Here is a 25,394-nt window from a genome sequence, read left to right as displayed (position 1 = left end):
TCAGCCGACGGCGTTGAGGATGGGTGCCCAGGTGGGGCCGGTGAGCGCGGCCACCGCCTGCTTCTGAGTGAGCGGGGGAGTGTCACGGGTCGGCTTCGGCCTTCCGCTGCCGGAGTCGCCGGTGGTGTCCCACTGCACCATCTGAAGCTGGGCGCCGGTCGATTTCAGGGTTACCGTCGTCGTCCAGCGGTGAGCGATCTCGGAGTCGGGGACGGCGTCCGCGCCGATCGGCTGCCTTTCCGCGATCTTCTCCGACATCACCAGGGCTCCGCCGGGAAGCCCGGCGCTGCTGGGCAGTTCGCTCAGCTCGCAGGTGTCGCCGGCCTCCGCACGCCCGGCCGTGTCGTCGCAGTTCAGCCCTTCGCCGTCCCCGAGCGGCAGCCTGAGCCGCTGGGCCGAGACACCGACAGCGGCGGCGCCGTGCCCGTCGTTCACGTCCGTCCCGCCGTTGGCGACCCACCCGCCGGACGGATCCGAGGGGTCGTTGCTCTGCCCGTGGTCGTGGCCGAACCGGCTCCCGGGGAACGTCTTCTTCACCGCGTCGATCATCTGAGTACCGGTGATCGCGGAACGCGGCATCGCCAGCGCCACCGTCTCCATACCGGACTCCGCCGGGCGACTTTCTGCCAGCACACCGGGAAGCACCAGACCTGCTGCCGCGACCGCCGCGCAGGCCCCGACCCCGGCCATGACCACCACGTTACGTCGGCGCCGGCTGCGGCTCCTCCCACGCTCCACGGCTCCACCCGTGAGCGCGGTGAGATCGGGTTCGAGGGACTCGGTCGTACGGTCCAGGGCACGTGCGAGATCTGTTTCGAACGGCATACTGACATCACCTTCTCTGTCACTGACGGGAATTCTGCGACGGGTCCGACCCGTGGGCACCGGCACTCAGTGCACAACCAGGTCCGACAGGCTGTCACCGAGCAACGCACGCACCCGGTTCAGTGCCCGGGTGCCCTGAGAACGGACCGCGCCGCTGCTCAGCCTGAGCATCCCGGCGGTCTCCTCGACACTGCGGTCCTCCCAGTAGCGCAGCAGCAGCACCGCCCGGTCCCGGGGCGGCAGCTGACCGAGCGCGTCCAGCAGAGTGACCCGCAAAGCCGCATCCGGGCCCGCCGCCGCACTGTCGGGCACACTCCCGACCGGACGCTCCCCGGTGCTCCGCCGGCGCCGCAGACTGAGGAAAGTACGGACCAGAACCGTCTGGGCATAAGCCGCCGGACTGTCCGCCCCCGCCACCCGCTTCCAGTGCACATACACCCGCCCGAGAGTCTCCTGCACCAGATCCTCGGCAAGGTGCGTGTCCCCCGCCGCCAGCACATACGCCGACCGGTACAACGCCTTCGCCCTCACCGCCACGAACTCCACGTACTCATCCTCCTGTGCTGATTTCACTCGACCCCGCCTGTTCTCTTGTTCCGTGATCCCCGCGCATACCCCCTTTGACTACGCGACCCGGCAGGATGTCACGCGGCCCGAACACGTTCTTTCCCCCGGCCGGGCACGGCCGGAGCCCGGCCGATGGCCGGTCAGTTCCAGCGGACCGGCCGGCCGCATCTGACCCGCTTCCTGCGGACTGCCCGATCGTTTTTCCGATGGCGGGGATCTCCCCGCCATCGGGGTTGAGCTGCCCGTGCCGACCGCAGGGCGGGGGCAGGCACGGCAATCCCGTGCCCCGGTGATCAGCGGGCGGGGCGCATGCGGGCTGTGTGTCCTCGCCCCGCCTTCACACTCAGGAGGAGCAGGCATGCAGGACTGGACGGCCACCGTTCACGGAGAGCACTCGGAGCAGGAGGTTCTGCGCGTGGAGCGACTCCTGGAACTGAACCATGTGGAATATACGCATATTGAGGAGAAGAACCCGGACACGGTCCGTGTCGAGCTCACGCCTTCCGGTGGTGGACAGACGGTCATTGTCAACGGGTTCGACCTGGGTGAACTGACAGCGCATCTGAAGCTGAACACCTATACCAAGAAGGACTCGTACGACCTCGTCGTCGTGGGGAGCGGCCCGGCGGGCATGTCCGCCGCTTTGAACGCGAAGACCCTGTTCGGCTGGACCACGCTCATCGTGGAGGACAACGCTCCCGGCGGGGCGGCCGGAACCGCACTCAATCCGATCAACAACTATCTGGGAATCCCCGCGGGGACCAAGGCCCTGGACCTGGCGCATACCTGGATGGGACAGATCAACGCGGCCGGGGTCGAGTGGCTTCCGGGGTGCAGGGCCACCGCGATCACACAGATCGAGGATCCCAGGAAGACCGGGACCGAGGACTCGTCCCTCTATCCCACGTACAAGCTCGCCATCCAGAGGACCGACGGCAAGGGCCCCGTCGACCTCTACGCGGGGATGGTGCTGATCGCCGCGGGCCTCAAGCCCAACCGGCTCGGATGTACAGGCGAAGAGCAGTATCTGGGCCGAGGTGTGTACTACGGCACGCTGCCGACCGACATCGCCAGGGCAAGGAAGGAACGTGTCATCGGGATCGTGGGCGCTGGAGACACCGCCTCCGTAGCCGCGATCCTGCTCGCCGAGGAGAAGGCGAAGGACCCGGCTCAGAGGCTGCAGGTGGCCATGTTCGTCCGGGGCAAATTCGGCAAGGACACGATCCCCGGCAATGTGGACAGGGTGAGGGAATACGTGGACCGGCAGTTCATCACGGTCCACGAAGGAACGGAGGTTTTCAGCTGCCTGGGGAAGGACAGGAAACTGACCGGCGTCGAGTTCGGGAAGACCGGGCATCCCGAGAGCGTGGAACCGCTTGACCTGACCGCCCTCTACGTCCTGACCGGCGGCGTCGCCGACACCCAGTGGCTTCAAGGGATCGGGCTGCGGATCGTCTCCGACGAGGACGTGAAGCAGCGCCGCTACCGGAAGGCCGGCGCGGTGATCACCGGAGGAATCGACAGCAAGCTGGGTTCGCTCACGACGACGGGGGCGGACGCCATCTTCGCCGCTGGGGACGTGCGCGAGGGCGCGGTACGACGCATCGCGGCCGCCGTGGGAGAAGGCGGGGCGGCCTCCCTGGACATGAACGCCTATCTGGTCACGGACGGCACATGGCAGACGGCCATCAAGGAGGGGACAGCGCTCTACAAGTACTACGAGGCCACAGCACCCAGGAACCTAGGGTCTGTTGCGGTACTCGGTGGGGATGCCTTGGCTCCATGACCTCGCCGCCCTCGACCTGCACCCCCTGCTTCCGGCCGGCTCACTGGCAGGCCCCGCTATGCGGGCCCTGCGGCGCGCGGCAAGCCCGCACTCCGGCCTTGTCAACGATCTCTATTCGGCCGACCGCGAAGCCCTGACCGGGTATCCCTCCAACGCCGTCCTCATCATCGAGCAAAGCACCGGGTGTACCCGGCAGGAAGCGGCTGACGCCGTCAACGGCATGATCACCACGCTCGCCCACGACCTCAGTACCGCCCTGGCCGCCCTGCCCGCCGAACTCACCGCCCTCGCCACGCCACCCCACGCCCGCGCAGCGGTACTCCTGCACGCCGAACGCATCGCCACCTGCACCCGCGGACAGATCACCTGGCACGCCTCCTCACCCCGCTATGCCACCGACGACCTCACCGCCGACGGCCGCCCCACCCACGGATACCCCGAGGACCTCCTCTCCTCCACCGGATGAGGAAGGCGGACCAGTCCTGACGCTGCTTGCGGGATGCGGTCGGCGAGGCGGGGTTCGGGCGGCAGTGAGCCAGGCGGTGGGTTTGACCGACGGTGTAGTTAGCTGCCATATTACTTGCATGGCGACGGACGAGACCAACCATGAGTCACCCACGCTGGATCAGGCTCGGCGGCAGTTGGAGCACTACGGTCTCGGGGTCGACCCGCAGGCGGTGCTCGTCGCGGTGCGGCTGATCTCCGCGGGGGCGCGGCTCGGTCGGGCGACGGAGGTGCACTTCGCGAGGTACGGGTTGTCGACCGGGCGATATCGGTTGCTCGCGGATCTGGAGGATCACGACGGGGAGAAGTCCCCTTCGCGTCTGGCCGCCGATCTCGGCGTCTCGCGGGCCACGGTCACCGGCCTGGTCGACGGCCTGGAGCGGGAGGGCCTGGTCGCTCGGCGTCCGTCCGCGGAGGACGGGCGGGGCGCTGTGGTGGTCCTGACCGCTCGTGGCGCGCAGCGGTTGCGCGACATGGCGCCCGAGCATTTCGCTCGCCTACAGGAAATGGTGGGCGAGCTCACGGTCGACGAGCGTGCGGTGTTTCTGGATCTGCTCTCGCGGGTCGTTCGTGGAATCGGTGCACTGACCGCGGAGTAGTTCGCCCGGCCGTGCGCCCGGTCACCTGTCCCTTGCGTGGCGATCCGAAAGGCCGGTCCGGCCCGGATTGCGGGCCGCGGTGCCCGCCGGTGCGGGCGGATGCCTTTTTGTGCCCCAGTAGTTAGCTGCTTAATCATAATCGGGAAGCTGGTTGCCTGCCGCACCCCGCCGCGATGGTCGGCGTCGGCGCGGTCGCCGGTGGTCCCGCCCCTGCCCGTACTGCTCACGCCGCCCGTGCCGGGAGCGGACCCGCCGACCGGCCTACGCATCGCCAGACACACCCCCCGCGATTGCCCCGGGGAAAAGACTGAAAGGCACACGATGATCGTCATCATGGGAGCGTCCGGAACCACCGGCGGCGCGTTGCTGCACAGCCTCGCCGCGTCGGGCGTGCCGGTCAGGGCGCTGACCCGCGACCCTGCCCGGCTGCGGGCCCACCTCGGCGGCGCGGTCGGCGATGTGGTCGAGGTCGTGCCCGCCGACGCTGCGGACCACGTCTCGCTGCGCGCGGCGTTCAAGGGCGCCCGACAGCTCTTCCTCGCCATGGCCAACAGCCCGGCGCAGGTCGAGCTCGAATCGCGTGTCATCGACACAGCCGCCGACAGCGGTATCGAGCACATCGTCAAGATCTCCGATCCGTCCGCCGCAGCGGATTCCCCCGTCGCCATCTCCCGCGGCCACCACGCCGTCGAGGAACACCTGCGCGCGTCCGGCCTCACCCACACCGTGCTCCGCCCCTACGCGTTCATGCAGAACCTGCTGCTCCTGGCTCCGGCCGTGGCCGCGCAGGGGGTCGTCCTGGGCGCGATGCGGGACGCCCCGTGCAACTGGGTCGACTCCCGCGACATCGGTGACGTCGCCGCCGCGACGCTGACGCGCGCCGAACTCGCGGGCGGCACCTACGTGCTCACCGGGAGCGAGACGGCCGGCTACGGCGGACTCGCCGAAGCCCTGACCCGTCTGCTCGGCCGTCCGGTGCGCTATGTGGACCTTGCCCCGCACGACCTGAGGGAAAGCCTCGTCCATCACGCGCACATGCCCCCGTGGCTCGCCCAGCACGTGGTGGATGTCCAGCAACTGGCCGTGGCCCAGACGGAGTCACCCACCGACACGGTCGCCCGCGTCCTGGGCCGCGAGCCCCGCACCCTGGACGCGTTCCTGCGCGAACACGTGGGCCGCTTCCGCTGATCCCACCCGCACCGGTCGTCGACATGCTGGAGCCCTTGCGGCCCCCGGTGACCGGGCCCGTGCAGAATCTGCCGGGTGGGCCAGAACTTCGACTCCTTGTCGACGACGTACGTATGTCGCGGGGCCGATGTCGTACGCCGTGACTCCTGCCGCGCACTGCTCAGCGACCCGCGCTGCGGGAAGGCCGGGCGGTCAGTGTGATCCATTTCGTTCCGCTCGTCGTGTGCGCGGTGGCGATCTATCTCTCGTGCGAGTGGTTCGTCAATGCGGTGGAGTGGTTGGGCCGGCGCCTCAACATCGCGAAGATGGCGGTCGGCACGATCCTGGCCGCGTTCGGGACGGCACTGCCCGAGTCCGTGGTGACCCTGGTCGCGGTCACCACGGGCGCCACCGAGGAGGCCAGGAACATCGGTGTCGGCGCCGCGATGGGCGGTCCGCTGGCGCTGGCCACGGTGGCCTACGGTGTGACGGGCGGAATGCTGCTTCTCAAGCGCCGCAGGGAGCGCCGTCCGGTCCTGGAGACCACCGGCATGGCATCCAGCGGCCTCGACGGGGTTGAGGCGCTGGGCGATGAGAAGGACATGAAGCGGCTGGCCAAGGACCAGCAGTGGTTCTTGCCGATCTTTGTCGTCAAAGTCTCCCTGGGCCTGGTCGCATTCGCCTTCAAGCCGGCCCTTGGCCTGCTGTTCTTCGGCGCCTACGCCGTCTACTTCTGGCGTGAGATCCGCAGCGACGACGACGGTGACGGGGAGGAGGAAGAACTGGAGCCGCTGAAGCTCCAGCCCAAGGCTGCCATTCCGGCCACAGGGGCTGTCGTGCTCCAGACCGTGGCCACGTTGGGCGTCATCTTCTTCGCGTCCCAGCTGTTCGTGAAACAGCTCGACGCGATCGGCCCGATGCTCGGTCTCTCGGCCGCTGTCACAGCACTGCTCCTGTCGCCGGTCGCGACGGAGCTGCCCGAGATCATGAACGCGGTCATCTGGGTCCGTCAGGGCAAGACCAAGCTCGCCCTGGCGAACATCTCCGGTGCCATGATGATCCAGGCGACCGTCCCCAGCGGCCTGGGACTGCTGTTCACCAGCTGGAAGTTCGACGGCGCCCTGCTCTGGGCGGGGGTGATCACCATGGCGGCGATCGTCTACCTCCTGCTGTCGATGCGGGCCCGCAGACTCACCCCCGCACGGCTGGCCGCGGCAGCGCTCTTCTACGTCGTCTTCGGCCTGGGACTCATCCCGATCCTGACCTGACACCCGCACCGCCGGCTCCGTCGGCGGCCGGGGGAGCCGACCATCTGCGGCTGCCGGCAGCACCAACACCTTGAACGGCACAGTACTCGGCCACCACTACAGCCCGGTGCGCCGTCTGTACGGGAGAACGCTGTCCGGGTCCCGGTCCGAACCGGCCGCAGCGGAAAGGCCGGTCCTCTCCCGGGCGGCCCCTCAGGCCGAGGAAAAGCCCGGGACCGAGTCACCATTGAGGTTCCACAGGGCTGCGGTGTACCAGAGGAGAGCCACGCCGAGCACGAGGAGCGAGCCCGTCGCCGGGAGCAGCCAGCCGGGCAGGCGCCGGCTGCGTACGACGATCACCTTGGCCACGAACGCACCGTAGAGGGCGCACCCGGCGAAGGAGTGGATCGCGACCCGTGGGGACGTCGTCTCGATCCCGTAGGCCACGAGGCAGTGGTACGCGATCGGCAGGGAGAAGAGGAAGGTGAGGAATCCGAGCGCACGGTGCCCCAGCCGCACGGACCTGGACGCCGACCGGGCGCCGGGCACGCGGCCGTACATCCACAGGGCGAGGGCGAGCTGGATGAGAGCGAGGCAGAGGAGTGCGCTGCCGAGCCTGGCCTTGAGGTCCGTCGCGGCGGTGCCGTGCCGCCCGTAGAGTCCGCTGGTGTAGTCAGGGGTGTGCTGTGTGCCGAAGACATAGATCCCGACGCCGACCGCGATGGGCACCAGGACGGCGAGCGCGGCGCGGACCGCCCGGCCGTTGCCGCCGATTCCGCCGCGCTGGGCGCTCGCGCCGCTCTCCCGGCTCAGCTCCCGACCTGCTTGCCTTTGGCGTTCAGGACGTACCACGCGGCACCGAACTGGTCGAGGTCCTGTCCGTTGGTCTGGCCGGGCTCGGAGTCACCGGCGTAGTAGTAGAGGGGGTGGCCGTTGTAGGTGACCTGCTCGGTGCCGCCGGAGCGCTTGGTGATGTCGAGCAGCTTCTTGTCCACGCCCTTGCCGGCCTTGGCGGCGCCCTTGCTGAGCAGCGGTGGCCAGGCTTTCGCGCAGTCGCCGGTGCAGGTCGACTTGTTCTTCTCCTTGTCGGCGAGGAAGAGGTAGAGGGTGCGGCCCTTTTCGTCGACGAGGATGGTTCCGAGCTTGCCCGCGGACTTCGTGGTGACGGTGGCCTGCTCCACCTTCGTGGGGGAGGGGCTGGAGACGGCGGGGCCGTGGCCCTCCTCGGCGGAATTGCCGGTGCTGTCGGAGCAGCCGGTCAGGACGGTGGCGAGCAGGACTGCGGCGGCACACGCGGCCGCTGTGGCAGTGCGTTTCATCAGGTGCTCCATGGGGTCGCGGTGGGGCCCCCTTTCTCTCCCCGCTTCCGCCTGCCCGCGTACAGAGCCATCGTCAAGACCACTCGCCCGGCTCATACGACGGTTCGGCCGCCCTGTGCGCCCAGGACGGCTCGGACTCACCCGTACCGACACCCACGTACTGGTGACGCGTCTGTGGCCGTCCTGAAACATTCCCCGTGAGGGAGGGCGGGCAGGAATCGTGCTGACCATGGTTCTGAAGGTGAACGCCCGAAGGGCCATTGAGCAAGGCAAGGAGTGTTCATGATGCGTACCGACCGGAAGATTGCTGTCACCCTCGCCGCCACTGTGCTGGCGGGCGCTGCTGGTGCGGGATTCGCGCAGGCTTCACCGGCGACGGGCAGGAGCGCCGCCCCCTCCGCCTGCCGTCCGGCCAACCACACCGCGAAGATCACCGATGCGCCCAGCAGCGCGGGGCACCGTCACTACCGGGTCACCCTGACCGCACCGCGCGGGTACGAGCCGTGCGAGCTGGCCGGTTCGCCCACGGATGTGCGGTTCTCGGACCACGGCTCGGACAGCGGGGTCACCGCCGGCCGCTACGGCAGCCAGAAGACCGCGGTGACCTTCGGCCCGGGGCACCCGGTCCACTTCGACATCCAGGTTCCGAACACCGGCCGCGTTGCCCCCGCGGACGAGGCGTCATTCACGCTCCAGGCTCCGGGCGGGCAGATCCCCGGTACCTCTTTCGCCGAGGGTGGGTTCACCGTGGCCACCGGCACCCTCATCGGTCCGGTCCAGAGCGGCGCCTGACCACTGTCCACACCTCGGTGGTGTTCCGCAGCAGTCTCTCTGCCGCGGAACGCCACCGAGTTCCTGCCGGCGTCGGCGTACCCTCGTCCGTTTCATGAGGCAGACACCGACCGGGGGAGCGGCGCCTCGCACATGCCTGAACCAGGCCCGGGGCGACAACACCGAACGACCCGCCGGTGACGGTCCCGGCCCTGGACGACGTGCTCCCTGATGGTCAGCAGGCAGCGCCCCCCGCGCCGCCGGGGCCACCGGTGCCGCTCGCCGAGCCGGGGGATCCGGGGCTGCCGGGGTTGAGGCCGAAGCAGCCGGCGCCGCCGTGGCCGCCGGCTCCACCCGGGGCACCCGCGCCGCCGGCGCCGCCTACGCCCCCGACCCCGCCGGCTCCTCGGGAGCCTGCGCCGCCGTTACCGCCGATACCGCCGTTTCCGCTGGTGTGGGAGGCGTCGCCGCGGGCTCCCCCTCCACCGCCGGCCCCGCCGGGTCCACCTGTTCCGCCGTCACCGCCGCTGCCGCCGTTCGCTCCGGCGGAACCGTTCCCGGTCGCGCCCCCGGCTCCGCCTGCGCCTCCGGCACCTCCCGCACCGCCGATGCCGGTGCCGGAGCCATTGCCGCCGTGGCCTCCGAGGCCGGCAGCGCCGCCGGGGCCACTGCCGAATCCGGCGCCGCCCGCCCCGCCGACGCCTCCGGCACCACCCGCATCCCCGAGGGTTCCGTTCCCGCCGTTCCCGCCGCTCGTGCCGGAGTAACCGCTCGGGTGCACGAGGTTGCCCGCACCTCCTGCGACGCCTGCGGAGCCTGCGGTACCCGCGGTGCGTCGGCCGGTGTCCTCGCTGATCCCACCACCCGTGCCGGAGGCGTCGTCCGGGTATGCGGCGACGCCCGCGCTGTCGGCAACGTGCTCGGTGGCCGCAGCGGCGGTACCGAAGGTGAGGAAGGCGGCGGCGATGAGGGCGTTGACGCCGAGCAGGGTGGTGACGCGTTGCCTGTTCACGACGGAGTCTCCTTGCGATGGGGACGGGTGCCGGGGAACGGCGGCAGTCCGGCACGGCATGAGGGCTGGACCGGGTCCCGTTCAGTGTCTACCGGAGCAGCTCGCCGGCCATAAGATCACGAAACGTCATGTATGCGACGTTCCCTGGACTACTGGGAATACCGCGCCGAACCTGAGGCGGCCTGGGCTGTGGAGGGTCGGCAGCGGGGTGAGGGAAACTGGCCCTGTGGGAACAGGCGACGGCTGTATGCGCGCACGCAGTTCTGGGTGATGCGAGTGGACCTCGTCGGCCGGCGGAGACACGGCGAGGCAACACAGGCCACAAATCCGCAGTTCCCTTCCGGGCCGACCCTTCAGCTCCGGCCCGGCACATCCCCGGAGAGAATCGTGGCCGGCTCCCAGCCGGTCTCGGCCAGGCTTCGTGAGGTTACGTACTTCGGCAGGCGCCGGACGGGGGCCGGGCTCGGTGTTCACTCATTCCGGTTGATTGGTGCGGACCCGGCCGGCCCGCCCGCGCCCGTGCGCCATTGTCGCCACGGGAGCGGCTTGCTCCTGTGGCCGATGTCGCTACGGCGGGGCCGGCCCGACCACGCAACGCAGGGAACCCGATATGACCAGCGCAGTCACCGAAACGTCCGAGATCGTCCGGCTCATGACGACCCCCACTTCGGAACGGGACCTGCAGTGGCTCAAGGACGGTTTGCAGGCCGCTGTCGCACTGGAACTGTCGACGCTCCCGCCGTACCTGTGCGGCTACTGGTCGGTCAAGTCGTCGTCGTCCGAAGCCGCTCGGCTCATTTCCCATATCGCGGTCGACGAGATGTTCCACATGGGACTGGTCTCCAACATGCTCACCGCGATCGGCGGGACGCCGCGCATCGTCGAGGCCGCGACGAAGATCTCCTACCCCGGTCATCTCCCGGGCGGGGTACGGCCCCAGCTGAGCGTGTACCTGTCCGGCCTCACGAAGAACTACGTGAAGGAGGTGTTCATGGAGATCGAGATGCCGGAACACCCCCTGGCCTTCACCGACGAGGGTGTGCCGACGATCGGAGCGTTCTACGACGCCCTCCTCGACGCGTTCAAGGACGTCAACCCCACCATCGATCCCGCCAGGCAGTTGACCAGCAACGTCGGTGCGGCGAACAAGCTCGTGCCGATGACCGGCCTCGGCGTCATCGAGGAGAGCATCGCCCTGATCAAGGAACAGGGCGAAGGCACACCGGATTCACCGAGCAGCGGGGACGCCCCGGCCCACTACTACCGCTTCGGCGAGCTGTACCACGGTCACAAGCTGCGGTGGACGGGTACCGACTGGAAGTTCGACGGCGACCCCGTCGCGTTCCCCGACGCCTACCCGATGGCCCGGCTCACGACCGCCTCATGGCCGGACCCGGCTCCGGACGTGGCCGCACTGCTCACGACGTTCAACCAGACCTACACCACCATGCTCGGACACCTCGACAAGGCGTGGGAGACCGGGTCCGCCACCGAGCTGGGTGCGTCGGTCGGCAAGATGTACCAGCTCGCCTCCCCCGCGCGTTCACTCATGCAGATGCCGCTGCCGGACAGCGACGGCACGCAGACCTACGGACCCGAGTTCCTCGTCGTGCCGACCTGAATCGACACCGCAGGTGCCGACCGTCGATCCGATGTCGGCTCCGCCCCGTCGACGTGGGCTCGAACGTGATCGCCCCTCGGGCCGAACGGCGGTGCGGTCCGCGCGCTCCGAGGGGCGGTGTGCTCTTCGCCCTACCTTCCGAGGGCGTGTCCGAGCGCTTCGTCGAGCAGTTCCCGCAGAGCCGAGGAGTCCGGTGCGACGGCTGTGGCGAGGAGCGCCGGACCGCCGGCCAGCGGTGCGAGGACGGCAGCCCCGTCCTTGGTCCCGTCGCGGAGCAGAACGGGACCGCGGCTGACGTCCAGCGCCGGATCCACCAGCAGGAGCTGGCCGACAGCGCGGTGTCCGTGCAGGACCGCGGGACTGTCCCATCCGGGCTCCGGGTCCCCGTAGGCGGTGCACTGGTCGAGCAGCGGCCGGCCCGCGTGGTGGACCCGGATGCGGCTGACGAGGTGGCCCGGCTCCTCGTCGGCCCTGCCCAGGAGTTGTTCCTCCCGCAGCAGCAGTCGTGAGGTGGCGGCGAGGTTCACGGTGCAGGTCTGCCGCAGGTTGCTGCCGGCTGCGCTGATCAGCGGCTGTGGCAGCCAACGCAGCCGGGCGTGCTCCCCGGCGGTCAGCCGTACGTCGTAGGTGGCCGGGGCGGTGGTGGGGCCGCGCAGTGCGAGCGTGGCGGCGGCCGTGGTGACTTCCAGTTCGGCCCGGTCTTCGGCGGTGATGTCGATGGCGAGCCGGTCGCCCCCGAGGGGGGCGCTCATCGCACCGATGATTCCCACCGTCGCGCCCCTGCCGCCGACGCGCATACGGCGCAGATGGAAGGGGCCGTCCCCGCGCAGTTGCGGGAGCGTGGTGACGCGTCCGTTGTACGTCGCGCGGATCCGTGCGGTGGCACGCACACCGTCCGGGTGCCCGGAGGGCTCACCGATGCCGGACACGGGGCCGGCGGGTCCGGGCGAATCCCCTCGGGTGGCGAGTCGGGCAGCGGTGCTCATGCTGCCGCCGCCGTACGCCACCGGGCGAGGTGACCGGTGACCCAGTCGGCGATCTCCCGGATGCCGTCGTCGGAGGTGAGGCTGGTGAAGATGACGGGAAGGCCGCCGCGTTGGCGCTCGGCGTCGGCGGCCATGGTGGCGAGGTCGGCGCCGACGTACGGGGCGAGGTCGGTCTTGTTGACGACGAGAAGGTCGGCGTTGGTGATGCCGGGGCCTCCCTTGCGGGGGATGTCGTCACCGCTGGAGACGTCGATGATGAAGATCTGCACGTCGACGAGGCCCTTGGAAAAGGTGGCGGTGAGATTGTCGCCGCCGGACTCGACGAGCACGAGGTCGAGGGGGTGCAGGCTCTCATCGAAGTGCTCGACGGCCTCCAGGTTGGCGGAGATGTCGTCCCGGATCGCGGTGTGCGGACAGGCTCCGGTCTCCACCGCGGTGATCCGTTCCGGCGGCAGCACGGCCTCGCGCAGGAGGAACTCGGCGTCCTCGCGGGTGTAGATGTCGTTGGTGACGACGGCGAGGGAGAGCTTGTCGCGCAGGGCGTGGCAGAGCGCGGCGACGCTCGCGGTCTTGCCGGAGCCGACGGGACCACCCAGGCCGACGCGGAAGGCGCGGGGACTGCCGTCCGCGCGCAGCGGCTCGGCACTGTGCGTGTGGTGGTGGGGAACGGTCACGGGGTGATCGAGGTGCATGGAAACTCCAACGAGGATGGATGGTTCAGGAGGCGAAGAGCCGCACGGTCCAGGCGGCGTGCTGCTCTGCGGTGATGTCCAGCAGTGGGGCGGACGCCGACGGCAGGGCGTCAACGCCCTCGGTCGTCGCACGGGCCCCTGCGTCGGCGGCGGCAGCGGCGACGGTGTCGATCTCCGTACTGAGGTGCACCAGCAGCCGCGAGGCATCCAGTGGGTCGAGGCTGAGCAGGCGCACCGCCGCGGTGGCCGGGCCGCCGACGCTCTCGTACGCCGTGGCGAGGGCGGTTTCCACCGGGGTGAGCCCGGCCGACCGGGCGGCGAGGCCCTGGACGACGCATTGGTGGGCGCCCCGGGGGAGCTCGGCGGCCAGGCGGTCGAGTTCGGCGGACGGGAAGGTGGCGCGCGCCGCCCGCATCATCTGCCGCCCGAGCCTGCGGGCCACGGCGCGCAGCGCGGGGACGGGGGTGCGTGCGTCGGCGGCGCCGTCCAGCCTCAGCGGGTCGCATCCGGCGGCGGCCGCGGCAGCGAGGCCGGCTGTGGTCAGGCCGGTGGTGTGCAGGCGCCCGCGGCAGAAGGCTTCGAGGCTGTCGATGTCGTGTACGGCTGTGTGGGCGATCGCGGATTCGACGCCGCCGGAGTGGGCGTACCCGCCGGCCGGGAAGCGGCCGTCGGCCAGCAGGAGCAGTGCGGCTCGGCTCATGGCGAGCGGCTGCCTTTCGGAGGGTCGGATGGTGTGTGCTGTGGCCCGTGCGGGTACCCCGCCCGGGCCACAGCGGCAGTGACGGCGCTCGGCAGGGCGGGGTCCGGCCCGGTCAGAAGAGGAAGTACCGCTGTGCCATGGGTACTTCAGTGACGTAGGCGCGTGGCACAGTCGCCCCGTTGAGTTCCGTCCGGGCGTCCCCCGTGGTCGCTCCGCCGATGGTGACCTCGAAGCTGTTGTGGTCGACCTCAAGGCTCTTTGGCACCGTGTCGTTCAGCTTCATGTCGGCCTTGGTGACGCCCCGGGTGCTGGTGATCTCCACGAATTTCTTGTCGAGGCCGAGGCCCTTCGGGTACGGCCCGTCGGCGGCAGAGTCTCCGCCGGAGTTGAGGCGGTCGGCCACTTCCTTGTCGGCCACGAAGTTGACCGAGTTGCTCCGGGTGGCACGGCCGGTCGCTCCCCAGACCTGCCGGGGCAGGTAGGGCTGCGGCGTCGTGATCGAGGCGTTGGCGTCGCCCACCTGCGCGTACGCGAGCTGCCCGCCCTTGAGGACCATGTGCATCTTGACGCCGAAGAACTTCGGCTCCCACAGCACCAGGTCGGCGAACTTGCCGATCTCCACGGAACCGACATGCCCGTCGATGCCGTGCGTGATCGCCGGGTTGATCGTGTACTTGGCAACGTAGCGGCGTGCCCGGTAGTTGTCGTTCGGGATCAGCCGGTCCGGGTTGTACGAGTGGTCCGTGTCGTTGGCGATCGGGCGGACCTTCGCGCTCTCCAGGTCCTCCGGCAGAGGGCCGTAGCGGGACTTCATGACGTGCGCGGTCTGCCAGGTGCGCATGATCATTTCCCCGATCCGTCCCATCGCCTGGGCATCGGAGGACATCATCGAGATGGCTCCCATGTCGTGGAGAAGGTCCTCCGCGGCCATGGTGGACGGCCGGATGCGGGAGTCGGCGAAGGCCATGTCCGCCGGAATGTCCGGGTTGAGGTGGTGGCAGACCACCATCATGTCGATGTGCTCCTTGACGGTGTTCACCGTCAGGGGGCGGGTCGGGTTGGTCGAGGCGGGCAGGACGTTGTCCTCCTTGACCAGCTCGATCATGTCCGGTGCGTGGCCACCGCCGGCGCCCTCGACATGGAAGATGTGAACCGAGCGCTTCTTCCCGTTCTTCGAGAAGGCGCTTCGGGTGCTCTCCAGGAAACCGGATTCGTTCAGGGAGTCGGCGTGCAGGGCCAGCTGCACCCCGCGGGCCTCGCACACGTCCAGCGCCGTGTCGATCACCGCGGGAGTGGCGCCCCAGTCCTCGTGGACCTTGAACCCGATGACCCCGGCGTCGACCTGTTCCAGGAGAGCATCCTCGTTCACCGTGCTGCCCTTGCCCAGCAGGCCGATGTTGACCGGGTACTCGTCCAGGCTTTCGAAAACCCGGGTGATGTGCCACGCCCCCGGGGTCACCGTGGTGGCCGTGCTGCCCTCGGCGGGACCGGTGCCGCCACCGATGAGCGTGGTCACGCCCGAGGCAAGAGCCTCGTGGATCTGCTCCGGACAGATGAAGTGGACGTGCGTGTCCACGCCGCCCGCGGTGAGGATCCGCCCGTTGCCGGAGATGACCTCGGTACTCGGGCCCACCACGAAGTTCGACGGTTCCGGCAGCCCCCGGCCCTGGACCGCTCCTTGCGCTTCTCCCTCGTGACCGTCCGGGGCACAGCGTTTCGGCATCTCGAAATCGAGGATCGGATCCATCGTCTCGGGGTTGTACGCCTTGCCGATCGCGGCGATCCTGCCGTCGCGGATACCGACGTCGGCCTTCACCACACCCCACCAGTCGAGGATCAGCGCACCCGTGATGACCGTGTCCACGGGCTCGCGGCCCTCAGGGGCCCTGTCCCTCGCGATGTGCGACATGCCCATCGACTCACGGATGACCTTTCCGCCACCGAAGATCATCTCGTTGCCGCTGTGCTGCGGCCCGCCGCTCCAGTCGGCCTCGATCTCGATCGTCAGATCGGTGTCGGCCAGGCGGACGCGGTCCTTGGTGGTGGGTCCGTACAGGGCGGTGTAATCGGCCCGTTTCAGTAAGTTGCTCGGCGTCGATTTCTCCCGCGAGTCGGCCGACCCGCTGCTCGACGAGGCGCTTGAGCCGTTGCTCATCGGTGCGTCACCCCGCGCAGCCCTTCGACCTGTCGGTCCCCCTGGATCTCCACCAGTTCGACACAGCACACGTCGCCCGGCTCGAAGCGCACGGACGTGCCGGCGGCGATGTTGAGCCGGCGCATCTGTGCCGCCTCACAGTCCTTGAGCTCCTGTGGCGGCGTCAGTTCCGGACCGGAAGGCACTTCGACCTTGAGGACCTTCAGCCCCGGGTTGACGTCGGGGAAGTGGTAGTGGGAACCGATCTGGATGGGGCGGTCGGACATGTTCCGCACCTTGATCCTTGTCCTGCCCCTACTGATCCCGCCACCGTCCGGCAGCTCGACGGCCTCTTCCTGGAGGTCTGCGTTGAACGTGATCGCCTCGTGCCAGGAAGCCGCGTCCTGGCACTGGTCACAGCACGACGACGGGTCTTTGCCGTTGCCCGCGCAGTCGACCGGACAGTCAGGCTCCCGCGGCGGCTCGGGGTGTTCGATCCTGCCCGGGTACACCTCGGGCTCCTCTGCGGCCTCCGGGAAGGGATCGTGGATCGTGACCAGCTTCGTGCCGTCCGGGAACGTGGCCTCGACCTGCACGTTCTTGATCATCTCCGGGACGCCGTCCATCACCTCGTCACGGCTGAACAACTGCCGACCCGAGTCCATGATGTCGCTGACCGTCTTGCCGGCCCGCGCCTGCTCGAAGACGTACACGGTCAACAGGGCCATCACTTCGGGATAGTTGAGCAGCAGCCCGCTGTCGCGGCGTCTGCGCGCCACGTCGGCCGCCACATGGATCAGCAAGCGTTCCTGCTCGTGCGGAGTTAAGTGCACAATGAGTCGATTCTCTTGATTCGGACAGTACGTGCGGCCGGGCATACCAAGAACGCGGCACACGCCCCCGCATGGCGCCGGACGCTCGTTGATCCTTGGCGGAAGAGGCATGAGGAGTGCTCCCGAGCACGGACCGCGTACACGATCGAGTGAAATGTGAGCGGCAGCATGCATATTCGGCACCCCGCTGTGAGATGGGGGTGGGGCAGAGATGCCGAACTGTGTGTCCGTGAAGGGGTGTTCAGTGAGGTGTCGTGGCTGGTGTCACACCCACGCTCTGCGCGGCTCCGTGTCCGGGGCGGGCGATCCTCGTTGAAGTCGGCATGATCAAGAATTCCCGCCGATTCGTGGCGCCCGCCGTCATCGCGACGGCCGTCGTGCTGTCCCATGGTGCTTTCCCGGCTTCCGCGGCCGAGCCCGCGGTAGAACTGCACTGCTCGGGCCCGGACCTCAATGGTGTGGTGGCTGTTGACTGTGCACCCGCTACCAAGGAGAAGCCGGCGAACCAGGACTGCAAGTCCCTGAAAAACTCCGACGACCCCGCGGTTGCCGGTCTCCTCGGCCTGCTCGGCGTCACTGTCTCCCCGGGTACCGGCATCGGGGTGACCTGCCTGCCGCACAAGCCCGCACAGGGCTGAGGGCTGACCCGGCCGGTCGGCTCACGGCCCGTCCGGCCGGGCACGCTTGGTGAACCCGACAGATCTGCCCCGACTTCCCCCTGGAAAGGGGATTCGCAGCCGAGTCACTGTCGGCGGCGCTGCTCCGGCCACGGCTGCCATCGGTGCGTCGCCGACGGGAGCCGGATCAGCGCTGCAGGACTGTCTCGACGGGGAGCGGGAGCCGTACACCTCGGCTGAGTTGACGCCCTCTATGATGTTCATGGGCCTGACTCACCAACAGACCATTCCGAGTGGAATGGCCCTCCTCGACCAGGAGTTCCCGGGGGTGTTCCGGTGGAGGGGGACGGGGAGGGGGAGGCCACCCTTGTCAAGCAGGGCTGTTTCCCACCGGCACAAGCCTGCGACGGGCGAAGACAGCTCCCAAGGAGTGCACGGCGCGCTGATCCCCCCTCAACTGCTTCCACCTCAGTGACGCGGACGGTAGTGCTATCGACGCGGCGGACTGGCGTTGCCCCACCACGGACCCTGCCTTCTGAAGCGCCCGTCCCATAGATTGATCGTATGAGGGATCAACGCGGTTCGGGTCTGCGGTGGATCGGCGAGCACGCCTACCAGGACGCGAAGGGCCGTATGCCGGGGATGCTCCACGGTATTTCCCTGACGGCGGCCCGCGGCGTGGACATGGAAGAGTTCCTCGTCCGGCTCGGCGCGGATCCTGAGCAGCTCGCATGCGGGGACCTGTACACGGAGCGTCACGATCTCGCCGTGCCCGCGGACATGGGGGACGTCAGCCGCGCGATGTACGGCACCTGCGGCAGCTGGCTCTACGTCCTGGAGGACACATGGGCCGCCACCTGGTCCCTCGGCTTCCGCGAGGTACCGGAGATGGATCCCCTCGTCGGCGAGGAGATCATCTGTCTCACCCTGAACCTCGGACCCGGCCCCTCCCGGATCCTGCACGCGCCGGGCGACGACGGCCGCACCTGGCAGGCCGAGTTCGCCGAGAGCACCGGCCGGAACTCGCAGCTCGACATCGCCCTGCACGCTGCCGGGGCTGTCTTCCCCACCGCCTACGACGGCATGCACACCCAGGAGGAGGCGTCGCGCTACTTCGAGGAGCACCACCGTGACATTTCGGCTCGCGTGTTCGGCGGTGTGGGCGACTACTGCGGCCTCACGATCGACCGGGGCGTGGTGGAAGCCGGAACGCTTCCGCTGGTTCTGCTGCCGGTCCCGCAACTCTGAGACGCGAAAGAGCGCGCGCTCACCTTCCCCCGGGGAGCCCGCTTCGGCTGCCACTCGCTGCGCGGACGGGCGCGCAGCTGGTTACCGCTCGTGCTTGGACGGCGGCTCGGCGCGGTGCGGAGCGGCCAGGTCGAGCAGGAGCATCGCGTCGTGGTCGGGAGTGCCGGGTTCGGCGGTGTAGATGCCCATGCGATGGCCGGGGGTGCCTTCGAGGGCCATGCCCTGGAAGCTGAGGGTGATTCTGCCTACCTGGGGGTGCTGGAAGGTCTTGGTCGTGATCTTGCGGCCAGTGACCTCGTAGCGTTCCCACAGTCCGGCGAAGTCCGGGCTCTTGAGGAGCAGCTCGCCGACGAGCTGGGTGAGATCGGGGGCGTCGGGGTCGGTGCCGGCCAGGGCGCGCAGGCGGGCGACACAGCCGCGGATCTGGTTGTCCCAGTCGGGGAAGACCTCGCGGGCGGCGGGGTGGAGGAAGAGGTAGCGGGCGAGGTTGCGCCGGGTGGCGGGCCAGTCGTCGATGCCCGCGTACAGCGCGAGGCCGCCGGGATTGTGCGCCAGGACGTCCATGCTGCGGCTGACGACGTAGGCCGGGTTCGGTCGCACCGTCTCCAGCAGCAGCTTCAGGTGCGGGCGCACGGTCCGGCTCGGCGTCGGGGCGGTCCGGGGCGCGTAGCGTGCGGCCCGGACCGCGAGGTCGCGCAGATGCTGGTGCTCGGCGTCGTCGAGCTGCAGGGCGCGGGCGAGGGCGTCGATGACTGCCGGGCTGGGGCGGGTCTCCTTGCCGCGTTCCATACGGGTGTAGTAGTCGATGCTGACCCCGGCCAGCGTGGCCAGCTCCTCACGGCGCAGCCCGGGGGTGCGGCGTACACCCGGCCCGGGGGTGCGGCCGGCCGACTGGGGACTGGTCTGGGTGCGGCGGGCGCGCAGGAAGCGTCCCAGTTCGTCGTCGCCGCTGTGGTGCTCGGGTGCCATATCGACAGTGTCCGCCCGTCGACGGTGCGATGCGCCCGTCGAGGGGGGCCCTGTCACACCCCCGCCGGCTACCCCCTGGCACATCTCGGCCTGCCTCTGTCAGGCGAGGCGGGGCAGGGTTGAGCGTGTCGCCCCGTGCTCGGGAACGGGTGCCCGCCGTCCCCGTACCGGCCCCGCTCGGGCCGGTGCTGTCTCGATGGCGTGCCTCGTTCCGGCGGGCCACGGTGGATGTGATGGAAAGCGACACGGCCGAGCGGAGCCCTGGCTCTCGGCCCTGCCCAGCGGAAGGGAACGATCATGGTGGACTGGAACGGATCGGATCTGGAGAAGATCGCTGCGGCTGAGGAGCTGGACCTTGCCTCCGAACGGGGCAACGGCACCCTGCGCGCTCCGGTGACGATGTGGGTGGTCCGCTCCGGCGGCCATCTGTACGTCCGCTCGGTCAAAGGCCCCGCCGGCCCCTGGTATCGGGGGGCTCGCTCCCGTAGCCGGGGTCGCATCGAAGCCGGCGGCGTCCGGCAGGACGCCACCTTCCACCAGGCCGACCCCGGCGAGTACCCGGCGGTGGACGCCGCCTACCGGAAGAAGTGCGGGCACTACCCGAGCATTGTCGAGCACGTCCTGACCCACCGGGCCCGCATTTCCACCCTCCGGCTCGAACCACGCTGACCAGCTCAGAGGCCGCCGGACTTCACCAGCTCAACAACTCTCCACAGGTACGAAAGGCAAGATCATCCATGCGTGCCACCTTCATGTACGGACCCGGCGACGTGCGGGTCGAGAACGCGCCCGACCCGCGGATCGTCGAGCCCGCGGACGCGATCGTCCGGATCACGCTGGCCTGCGTCTGCGGCTCCGACCTGCACCCGTACCGCTCCATGGCCAGGACCGACGAGGGCGTGCCGATGGGGCACGAGTTCCTCGGCGTCGTTGAGGAAACGGGCCCGGAGGTCGTCGGCCTCAAGCCGGGCGACTTCGTTGTCTCGCCGTTCGCGTTCGCCGACAACACCTGCCCGATCTGCCGCGACGGTTTCCACACCGCCTGCCCGCACGGAGGCTGGTACGGCACCGGCGGCGTCGGGGGCGCGCAGGCCGAGGCCATCCGCGTCCCGCAAGCCGACGGCACCCTGGTGAAGATCCCCGCAGGCGTGGACGCGGCGCTCCTGCCTTCGCTCCTCGCCCTGAGCGACGTCTACCTCACCGGCTACCACGCCGCCCACATGGGCCGGGTCGAGCCCGGCAGGACGGTGACCGTGATCGGCGACGGCGCGGTGGGCCTGTCCGCCGTGCTGGCTTCCCGGCGCATGGGAGCCGAGAAGATCATTCTCATGGGCCGCCATACCTCCCGCACCGACCTGGGCCGCGAATGGGGCGCGAGCGAGGTCGTGGCCGAACGTGGCGAGGAAGGGGTGGCCAAGGTGATGGACCTGACCGGCGGCGAGGGCTCGCACGTCGTGCTGGAGGCCGTCGGACTGATGCCCGCCTACGAGCAGGCGTACGGCATCGTCCGGCCAGGCGGGATCATCTCTCGTGTCGGCGTGCCGCAGTACGAGGAGGCCCCGGTCGGCTTCGGCTCGCTGTTCGGGAAGAACGCCGGGCTGACCGGCGGCCCGGCACCCGTGCGCGCCTACATCGAGCAGGCCATCCCCGACGTGCTGGAGGGCCGCATCGATCCTGGTCGGGTGTTCGACGCCGAGGTCGGCATCGAGCAGGTCGCCGACGCCTACAAGGCGATGGACGACCGGAGTCGGCTGAAGGTGGTGGTGCGCCCGTGACCGTACGCAAGTCGAGCTCGCGGCCATTGCGATGCCCGCCGCGCCCGGCGGAGCGGACACCCACGCGAAGAGCCATGCCGCGGCCCACATGAACGTCGGCAACAACCGTTCCATCCGAGTTCAACTCCCTCAGGAGAATCACGGACATGAAGCACATCAAGCTGGGTGACCTGCGGGTCTCCCGCATCGGACTGGGCGCGATGGGAATGACGCACGGCTACACCGGATCCGGGACGGACGAGGCGGAGTCCATCCGTACCGTGCACCGCGCCCTGGACCTGGGCGTCACACTGATCGACACCGCCGAGATCTACGGCCCGTACACCAACGAGGAACTCCTCGGCCGGGCACTGAAGGGCCGCCGCGACCAGGTGGTGCTGGCGACGAAGTTCGGCCTCGTCTCCCACGCGGGCGGGGGACCGTGGAACCTCGACAGCAGCCCGGCCAACATCCGCACGGCGGTCGAGGGCTCGCTCGAACGCCTGGGCACCGACCACATCGACCTGTACTACCAGCACCGGGTCGACCCGGACACGCCGATCGAGGAGACGGCCGGTGCGGTCGGCGAGCTGATCGCCCAGGGCAAGGTCCGTGCGTTCGGCTTGTCCGAGGCCGGCCCGGACACCATCCGCCGCGCCCACGCCGTCCACCCCGTGACCGCGGTGCAGTCGGAGTACTCACTGTGGACCCGGGGCGTGGAGGAGCGGATCCTGCCGGTGCTGCGCGAGCTGAACATCGGCCTGGTGCCGTTCTCGCCCCTCGGCCGCGGCTTCCTGACGGGCACGATCCGATCCACCGACCAGTTCGACGCGGACGACTTCCGGCGCGACAACCCGCGCTTCACCGGCGAGAACTTCCTGCGCAACCTGGCGATCGCCGATGAGGTCCAGGCCGTCGCCGTCGAGGCCGGCGCCACGCCCGCGCAGGTCGCGCTGGCCTGGCTGCTCGCGCAGGGCGACGACATCGCCCCGATCCCCGGCACCAAGCGCGTAAGCCGGGTCGAGGAGAACACCGCCTCCGACGGCGTCGCTCTCACCGCCGCTCAGATCGCCCAGCTCAGCAGTCTGCCGCCCGCCGCCGGAGAGACCCACACCGAAGCCCAGGCGCGGATGCTCGAACGCTGAGGCCGCTCACCCCGCCCGGCTGCCCGACGGCTCCCACGCACCGAACGACAAGGAAGATCCACATGCAGACCGTCACCCTGAACAACGGCATCGAGATGCCGGTCCTCGGCTTCGGCGTCTACCAGATCCCGCCGGAGAAGACCGAACAGGCCGTCACCGACGCCCTCGCGGTCGGCTACCGGCTCCTCGACACCGCGGCAGCGTACGGCAACGAGGGTGCCGTCGGCCGGGCCATCGAGAAGAGTGGGATTCCGCGCGCGGAACTGTTCGTCACCACCAAGCTGTGGATCCAGGACGCGCAGGCCGAGGAGAACACCCGCCGCGCCTTCGAGACGTCCCTGACCGAGCTGGGCCTGGACCACGTCGACCTGTACCTGATGCACCAGCCCTACGGCGACGTCTATGGCCAGTGGCGCGCGATGGAAGCACTCAACCGCGAGGGCCTGGCCAGGGCGATCGGCGTCGCCAACTTCTACCCCGACCGGCTCCTGGACCTGATCCTCAACAACGAGATCACCCCCGCGGTCAACCAGATCGAGACCCACCCCTTCTTCCAGCGCACCGCCGACCACGACCTCATGCGTGAGCACGGAGTCCAGCACCAGTCCTGGGGCGGATTCGCCGAAGGCAAGAACGACCTGTTCACCCACCCCGTCCTGAGCGAGATCGGTAGGGCACACGACAAGTCCGCAGCCCAGGTCGTACTCCGCTGGCTGATCCAGCGGAGCATCGTCACGATCCCCAAGACGGTCAGCCCCGACCGGATGGCGCAGAACTTCGACGTCTTCGACTTCGCACTCACCGACGCTCAGATGGCCCGGATCGCCGACCTGGAAACCGGTACGACGCTGTTCTTCGACCACCACGACCCCGAGATGGTCGCCTGGCTCAGCAAGCGCCGCCTGGGCAGCTGATCACCGCGCGTGGGCCGTCCGCCGCCGGGACCGGGGGAGCCGCTGCCCGATCCCGCTCTCCCAGGCGCGGCGCCCGGTCCCGGCCTAGGGTGATGGGCAGAGGTAGTCCTGTTTCTTCGTATCGCGGGAGTGATCGTGGCTGACAAGAACGAGAACGCGCTGGACAAGCTCAAGGGCAAGGCGAAAGAAGTGACCGGCAAGGCGACCGGTGACAAGCGCAAGGAGACCGAGGGCAAGACGGACCAGGTCAAGGCCGACGCGAAGAAGAAGGCCGACGACGTGGGCGACCGTGTCGAGGGTGCCGTCGATTCACTCAAGCGCGACGACAAGGACTGACGCCCTGGCGCGCGTGTCCCCGTAGTCCCGGTGGAGCCGGTCTGTACGTACGGCCGGCCCGAGGGGGAGAGACCCGCACCGGCAAATGGCCTCGGCCTCGTGGTCGAGGTCCTTGCCCGGTCGGGCCGTCAGGCAGGAGTGACTGTCACGGGACATGTGCGGCGTCGGGCACGGTGAACGGGGCAGCACGAGCCGTTCGGTCTCCAGGAAGATATGCATGCCGCGATCTTCACCGCCGGCAGCCGGGGCCACCACCGATTCGGTCCACGGCATCCTGCTGCGTGCCATCGAGGGCGATGAGCCGTGTGCCTGCGGTCCGCGGGCCTGGATCAGGAACCATCGCGACCACTTCGACAGCGGCGAGAGAGCAAGGAATGCCATGCTGCCTCAGATGGCAACGGACAAGCGGCTCCCACCGGCCGAGCTGGACGCGGGCCCCGGCGTGTACGAGGACGGCTTCCGTACGACCGCACCGCAGTGGTATAGGAACGGCATGAAGGACACCGACATGAAGATGGGCGAGCGGCACCGATGAACAAGAAGTACCTGATCCTGCCCGCCGTACTCCTGGCCGCGACCGCGACCGTCACCGCTGTCCGCATGTGGCCCAGCCCTCTGAAGGACCTGCGGGCGCAGAATCTCTGCCTCGGCATGCTTACGGAGAAGACCGCCAGGCTCCTCGACGACCACAAGGGCGGCAAGCCGGCCGTGGACGAGGACAGGAGCGAAGGGGCGGGGGCCGACCCCGTGTTCTCCACCGTCTGCTTCGTCGGGCGTGGGACGAGTGAGGACACGACCCCCCGGATCCAGTACACCCTGGATGTCCGGCCTGCCGACGCCCCGAACGAACCCATGAAGGGTGCCACCCCACTCACCGACGGCCGGTCCGGGTGGGTGGGCCCCCGGCAGAGCGAGGTCCAGCTCCCCACCGCATGCCCGAAGCGGATGAAGACCGATGCCGCGTACGTCACCGTCACCCTGAAGGTCGCACCCGGGGTGGTCGCGGCGGAGAACTGGGACGAAGCGGCCCTCACCGCCGCCTCCCGCACGGTTGCGCTGGAAGCCGTCGACAACCTCACCGAGCAGTACGACTGCGCGGCATAGGCACGAGTCTCCGATCCGCGGAAGCCGCTTCGGAGAACGGGCCACCCCGACCGCGCGAACATCCTGCATCAGGAGATCGTCGGCGACAGAAGGGTGCCTCGGTGAACTGGAGACGGCACCGTGCGGGCTGTTTCCCCGCGCGGCGACGACCGCAGCTGCGATGGCCGCCTGTGCCCTGGTGGGGCTCGCCTGTTCGCCCGTGCCCGGATCGGTTCCCGGTCCGGGCACCACGACTGTCCCGTCCCGGCAGGCCGCCCACGCGAAAGACCCCCGGCCGTGCCCCCGCACGCTGGTGGGCGTCGCGCACCCCGATGACGACCTGTTCTTCCTGAATCCGGAGATCAGGCGGACCATCCGCGCCGGATGCCCGGTCGACACCGTCTACCTGACCGCAGGCGACGGAGGCATCAAGGACCGGCTCAAGGTATCGGAGTACGTGGACCGCAGGGAGTACGGGGTACGGACGGCCTATGCGGAGATGGCGGAGGGCGCCAACCGTTGGGAGCGGGCGGATGTGTCGGCGGACGGCGTCCGGACCAGGTCC

Annotated in this window: 27 protein-coding genes and 2 pseudogenes; 17 read left to right on the top strand and 12 right to left on the bottom strand. The window is 69.3% G+C overall.

What is annotated here, in order from left to right; genetic code table 11:
• The gene (locus tag OG251_RS02190; RefSeq protein WP_326675300.1) at window positions 1-825 is read right to left on the bottom strand and encodes a hypothetical protein; all 825 of its coding nucleotides are present in this window, start codon (window positions 823-825) and stop codon (window positions 1-3) included.
• Window positions 826-891: 66 nt separating this feature from the next.
• Entirely contained in the window at window positions 892-1,398 is a 507-nt protein-coding gene (locus OG251_RS02185) for a SigE family RNA polymerase sigma factor (protein WP_326675299.1), read from the bottom strand.
• A 352-nt stretch (window positions 1,399-1,750) separates the two neighbouring features.
• Between OG251_RS02185 and OG251_RS02180 the strand changes: the two genes are divergently transcribed.
• From OG251_RS02180 to OG251_RS02160, 5 genes are all read left to right on the top strand, one after another.
• Window positions 1,751-3,178: an NAD(P)/FAD-dependent oxidoreductase gene (locus OG251_RS02180; RefSeq protein ID WP_326675298.1), complete on the top strand. Its 1,428-nt coding sequence runs from the start codon at window positions 1,751-1,753 to the stop codon at window positions 3,176-3,178.
• Window positions 3,162-3,644, top strand: a complete 483-nt coding sequence (locus OG251_RS02175) for a terpene synthase family protein (RefSeq protein WP_326675297.1) — start codon at window positions 3,162-3,164, stop codon at window positions 3,642-3,644. Before OG251_RS02180 ends, OG251_RS02175 begins: the two co-directional genes overlap by 17 nt.
• 118 nt (window positions 3,645-3,762) lie before the next feature.
• Window positions 3,763-4,281, top strand: coding sequence for a MarR family winged helix-turn-helix transcriptional regulator (locus OG251_RS02170; protein ID WP_073721618.1), 519 nt, complete (start codon window positions 3,763-3,765; stop codon window positions 4,279-4,281).
• A gap of 333 nt (window positions 4,282-4,614) precedes the next feature.
• Entirely contained in the window at window positions 4,615-5,469 is an 855-nt protein-coding gene (locus OG251_RS02165; protein ID WP_326675296.1) for an NmrA family NAD(P)-binding protein, read from the top strand.
• A gap of 197 nt (window positions 5,470-5,666) precedes the next feature.
• Window positions 5,667-6,716 (top strand): sodium:calcium antiporter, encoded by a 1,050-nt coding sequence (locus OG251_RS02160; protein WP_326675295.1) that lies wholly within the window; start codon window positions 5,667-5,669, stop codon window positions 6,714-6,716.
• Window positions 6,717-6,908: 192 nt separating this feature from the next.
• On the opposite strand, the gene OG251_RS02155 is transcribed toward OG251_RS02160, so the two are convergent.
• Window positions 6,909-7,469 (bottom strand): DUF6529 family protein, encoded by a 561-nt coding sequence (locus OG251_RS02155; RefSeq protein ID WP_326681123.1) that lies wholly within the window; start codon window positions 7,467-7,469, stop codon window positions 6,909-6,911.
• A 35-nt stretch (window positions 7,470-7,504) separates the two neighbouring features.
• Window positions 7,505-8,014, bottom strand: a complete 510-nt coding sequence (locus OG251_RS02150; protein WP_326675294.1) for a COG4315 family predicted lipoprotein — start codon at window positions 8,012-8,014, stop codon at window positions 7,505-7,507.
• 282 nt (window positions 8,015-8,296) lie between these two features.
• Here OG251_RS02150 and OG251_RS02145 point away from each other — a divergent pair, with 282 nt between their 5' ends.
• Window positions 8,297-8,806 (top strand): DUF4232 domain-containing protein, encoded by a 510-nt coding sequence (locus OG251_RS02145; RefSeq protein WP_326675293.1) that lies wholly within the window; start codon window positions 8,297-8,299, stop codon window positions 8,804-8,806.
• A 214-nt stretch (window positions 8,807-9,020) separates the two neighbouring features.
• Here OG251_RS02145 and OG251_RS02140 read toward each other — a convergent pair whose 3' ends face one another.
• A complete protein-coding gene (locus tag OG251_RS02140) occupies window positions 9,021-9,797 on the bottom strand; it encodes a hypothetical protein (RefSeq protein ID WP_326675292.1) in 777 nt (258 codons plus the stop codon).
• 610 nt (window positions 9,798-10,407) lie between these two features.
• Between OG251_RS02140 and OG251_RS02135 the strand changes: the two genes are divergently transcribed.
• Complete coding sequence (locus tag OG251_RS02135; protein WP_326675291.1) at window positions 10,408-11,418, top strand: ferritin-like domain-containing protein; 1,011 nt, start codon at window positions 10,408-10,410, stop codon at window positions 11,416-11,418.
• Window positions 11,419-11,549: 131 nt separating this feature from the next.
• Here the strand turns inward: OG251_RS02135 and OG251_RS02130 are convergent, their stop codons facing one another.
• The 6 genes and pseudogenes from OG251_RS02130 to OG251_RS02105 all read right to left on the bottom strand — a co-directional run.
• A complete protein-coding gene (locus OG251_RS02130; protein WP_326675290.1) occupies window positions 11,550-12,404 on the bottom strand; it encodes an urease accessory protein UreD in 855 nt (284 codons plus the stop codon).
• Complete coding sequence (gene ureG / locus OG251_RS02125; protein ID WP_326675289.1) at window positions 12,401-13,096, bottom strand: urease accessory protein UreG; 696 nt, start codon at window positions 13,094-13,096, stop codon at window positions 12,401-12,403. The genes OG251_RS02130 and ureG overlap by 4 nt, the downstream gene beginning before the upstream one ends.
• Before the next feature lie 25 nt (window positions 13,097-13,121).
• Window positions 13,122-13,796 carry an urease accessory protein UreF gene (locus OG251_RS02120; protein WP_326675288.1) on the bottom strand — a complete coding sequence of 225 codons (675 nt, stop codon included), beginning with the start codon at window positions 13,794-13,796 and terminating at the stop codon, window positions 13,122-13,124.
• A gap of 112 nt (window positions 13,797-13,908) precedes the next feature.
• A complete protein-coding gene (locus tag OG251_RS02115) occupies window positions 13,909-15,951 on the bottom strand; it encodes an urease subunit alpha (RefSeq protein ID WP_326675287.1) in 2,043 nt (680 codons plus the stop codon).
• A complete protein-coding gene (locus tag OG251_RS02110) occupies window positions 15,948-16,442 on the bottom strand; it encodes an urease subunit beta (protein ID WP_326681122.1) in 495 nt (164 codons plus the stop codon). The genes OG251_RS02115 and OG251_RS02110 overlap by 4 nt, the downstream gene beginning before the upstream one ends.
• A gap of 27 nt (window positions 16,443-16,469) precedes the next feature.
• Window positions 16,470-16,763, bottom strand: a pseudogene (locus OG251_RS02105) (urease subunit gamma); the annotation flags it as partial.
• A 323-nt stretch (window positions 16,764-17,086) separates the two neighbouring features.
• Between OG251_RS02105 and OG251_RS02100 the strand changes: the two are divergent.
• Together OG251_RS02100 and OG251_RS02095 are read left to right on the top strand one after the other, a co-directional pair.
• Window positions 17,087-17,401, top strand: coding sequence for a hydrophobin family protein (locus OG251_RS02100; RefSeq protein WP_326675286.1), 315 nt, complete (start codon window positions 17,087-17,089; stop codon window positions 17,399-17,401).
• A 543-nt stretch (window positions 17,402-17,944) separates the two neighbouring features.
• Window positions 17,945-18,628, top strand: coding sequence for a hypothetical protein (locus OG251_RS02095; protein WP_326675285.1), 684 nt, complete (start codon window positions 17,945-17,947; stop codon window positions 18,626-18,628).
• 81 nt (window positions 18,629-18,709) lie between these two features.
• Here OG251_RS02095 and OG251_RS02090 read toward each other — a convergent pair whose 3' ends face one another.
• Window positions 18,710-19,597, bottom strand: a complete 888-nt coding sequence (locus OG251_RS02090; protein ID WP_326675284.1) for a helix-turn-helix transcriptional regulator — start codon at window positions 19,595-19,597, stop codon at window positions 18,710-18,712.
• 297 nt (window positions 19,598-19,894) lie between these two features.
• On the opposite strand from OG251_RS02090, the gene OG251_RS02085 reads away from it, so the two are divergent.
• The 8 genes and pseudogenes from OG251_RS02085 to OG251_RS02050 all read left to right on the top strand — a co-directional run.
• Window positions 19,895-20,266, top strand: a complete 372-nt coding sequence (locus OG251_RS02085; protein WP_326675283.1) for a DUF2255 family protein — start codon at window positions 19,895-19,897, stop codon at window positions 20,264-20,266.
• 68 nt (window positions 20,267-20,334) lie between these two features.
• Entirely contained in the window at window positions 20,335-21,372 is a 1,038-nt protein-coding gene (locus OG251_RS02080) for an alcohol dehydrogenase catalytic domain-containing protein (RefSeq protein WP_326675282.1), read from the top strand.
• A gap of 146 nt (window positions 21,373-21,518) precedes the next feature.
• The gene (locus OG251_RS02075; protein ID WP_326675281.1) at window positions 21,519-22,496 is read left to right on the top strand and encodes an aldo/keto reductase; all 978 of its coding nucleotides are present in this window, start codon (window positions 21,519-21,521) and stop codon (window positions 22,494-22,496) included.
• Window positions 22,497-22,558: 62 nt separating this feature from the next.
• Window positions 22,559-23,410 (top strand): aldo/keto reductase, encoded by an 852-nt coding sequence (locus OG251_RS02070; protein ID WP_326675280.1) that lies wholly within the window; start codon window positions 22,559-22,561, stop codon window positions 23,408-23,410.
• Window positions 23,411-23,545: 135 nt separating this feature from the next.
• Window positions 23,546-23,746: a CsbD family protein gene (locus OG251_RS02065; RefSeq protein WP_326675279.1), complete on the top strand. Its 201-nt coding sequence runs from the start codon at window positions 23,546-23,548 to the stop codon at window positions 23,744-23,746.
• Between the two features lie 217 nt (window positions 23,747-23,963).
• Window positions 23,964-24,281: a hypothetical protein gene (locus OG251_RS02060; protein ID WP_326675278.1), complete on the top strand. Its 318-nt coding sequence runs from the start codon at window positions 23,964-23,966 to the stop codon at window positions 24,279-24,281.
• Window positions 24,278-24,850 carry a hypothetical protein gene (locus tag OG251_RS02055; RefSeq protein WP_326675277.1) on the top strand — a complete coding sequence of 191 codons (573 nt, stop codon included), beginning with the start codon at window positions 24,278-24,280 and terminating at the stop codon, window positions 24,848-24,850. The genes OG251_RS02060 and OG251_RS02055 overlap by 4 nt, the downstream gene beginning before the upstream one ends.
• A gap of 160 nt (window positions 24,851-25,010) precedes the next feature.
• Window positions 25,011-25,319: pseudogene (locus OG251_RS02050) on the top strand (PIG-L family deacetylase); the annotation flags it as partial.
• Between the last annotated feature and the right edge of the window lie 75 nt (window positions 25,320-25,394).

Origin of the sequence: Streptomyces sp. NBC_01237 (assembly GCF_035917275.1) — a bacterium.
Taxonomy (GTDB): Bacteria; Actinomycetota; Actinomycetes; order Streptomycetales; family Streptomycetaceae; genus Streptomyces.
The sequence above is the reverse complement of the archived record's forward strand: the minus strand, read 5'-3'. Positions and strand labels throughout refer to the sequence as shown.

What these genes read in the sequence shown, in the direction of transcription:
- OG251_RS02090 (WP_326675284.1), bottom strand. Translation starts at nt 19,597, where the DNA reads ATGGCACCCGAGCACCACAGCGGCGACGACGAACTGGGACGCTTCCTG.
- OG251_RS02120 (WP_326675288.1), bottom strand. Translation starts at nt 13,796, where the DNA reads ATGAGCCGAGCCGCACTGCTCCTGCTGGCCGACGGCCGCTTCCCGGCC.
- OG251_RS02180 (WP_326675298.1), top strand. Translation starts at nt 1,751, where the DNA reads ATGCAGGACTGGACGGCCACCGTTCACGGAGAGCACTCGGAGCAGGAG.
- OG251_RS02115 (WP_326675287.1), bottom strand. Translation starts at nt 15,951, where the DNA reads ATGAGCAACGGCTCAAGCGCCTCGTCGAGCAGCGGGTCGGCCGACTCG.
- OG251_RS02175 (WP_326675297.1), top strand. Translation starts at nt 3,162, where the DNA reads ATGCCTTGGCTCCATGACCTCGCCGCCCTCGACCTGCACCCCCTGCTT.
- OG251_RS02075 (WP_326675281.1), top strand. Translation starts at nt 21,519, where the DNA reads ATGAAGCACATCAAGCTGGGTGACCTGCGGGTCTCCCGCATCGGACTG.
- OG251_RS02190 (WP_326675300.1), bottom strand. Translation starts at nt 825, where the DNA reads ATGCCGTTCGAAACAGATCTCGCACGTGCCCTGGACCGTACGACCGAG.
- OG251_RS02085 (WP_326675283.1), top strand. Translation starts at nt 19,895, where the DNA reads ATGGTGGACTGGAACGGATCGGATCTGGAGAAGATCGCTGCGGCTGAG.
- OG251_RS02170 (WP_073721618.1), top strand. Translation starts at nt 3,763, where the DNA reads ATGGCGACGGACGAGACCAACCATGAGTCACCCACGCTGGATCAGGCT.
- OG251_RS02135 (WP_326675291.1), top strand. Translation starts at nt 10,408, where the DNA reads ATGACCAGCGCAGTCACCGAAACGTCCGAGATCGTCCGGCTCATGACG.
- OG251_RS02080 (WP_326675282.1), top strand. Translation starts at nt 20,335, where the DNA reads ATGCGTGCCACCTTCATGTACGGACCCGGCGACGTGCGGGTCGAGAAC.
- OG251_RS02095 (WP_326675285.1), top strand. Translation starts at nt 17,945, where the DNA reads ATGAGGGATCAACGCGGTTCGGGTCTGCGGTGGATCGGCGAGCACGCC.
- OG251_RS02070 (WP_326675280.1), top strand. Translation starts at nt 22,559, where the DNA reads ATGCAGACCGTCACCCTGAACAACGGCATCGAGATGCCGGTCCTCGGC.
- ureG (WP_326675289.1), bottom strand. Translation starts at nt 13,096, where the DNA reads ATGCACCTCGATCACCCCGTGACCGTTCCCCACCACCACACGCACAGT.
- OG251_RS02145 (WP_326675293.1), top strand. Translation starts at nt 8,297, where the DNA reads ATGATGCGTACCGACCGGAAGATTGCTGTCACCCTCGCCGCCACTGTG.
- OG251_RS02060 (WP_326675278.1), top strand. Translation starts at nt 23,964, where the DNA reads ATGCCGCGATCTTCACCGCCGGCAGCCGGGGCCACCACCGATTCGGTC.
- OG251_RS02150 (WP_326675294.1), bottom strand. Translation starts at nt 8,014, where the DNA reads ATGAAACGCACTGCCACAGCGGCCGCGTGTGCCGCCGCAGTCCTGCTC.
- OG251_RS02165 (WP_326675296.1), top strand. Translation starts at nt 4,615, where the DNA reads ATGGGAGCGTCCGGAACCACCGGCGGCGCGTTGCTGCACAGCCTCGCC.
- OG251_RS02100 (WP_326675286.1), top strand. Translation starts at nt 17,087, where the DNA reads ATGATCAAGAATTCCCGCCGATTCGTGGCGCCCGCCGTCATCGCGACG.
- OG251_RS02130 (WP_326675290.1), bottom strand. Translation starts at nt 12,404, where the DNA reads ATGAGCACCGCTGCCCGACTCGCCACCCGAGGGGATTCGCCCGGACCC.
- OG251_RS02055 (WP_326675277.1), top strand. Translation starts at nt 24,278, where the DNA reads ATGAACAAGAAGTACCTGATCCTGCCCGCCGTACTCCTGGCCGCGACC.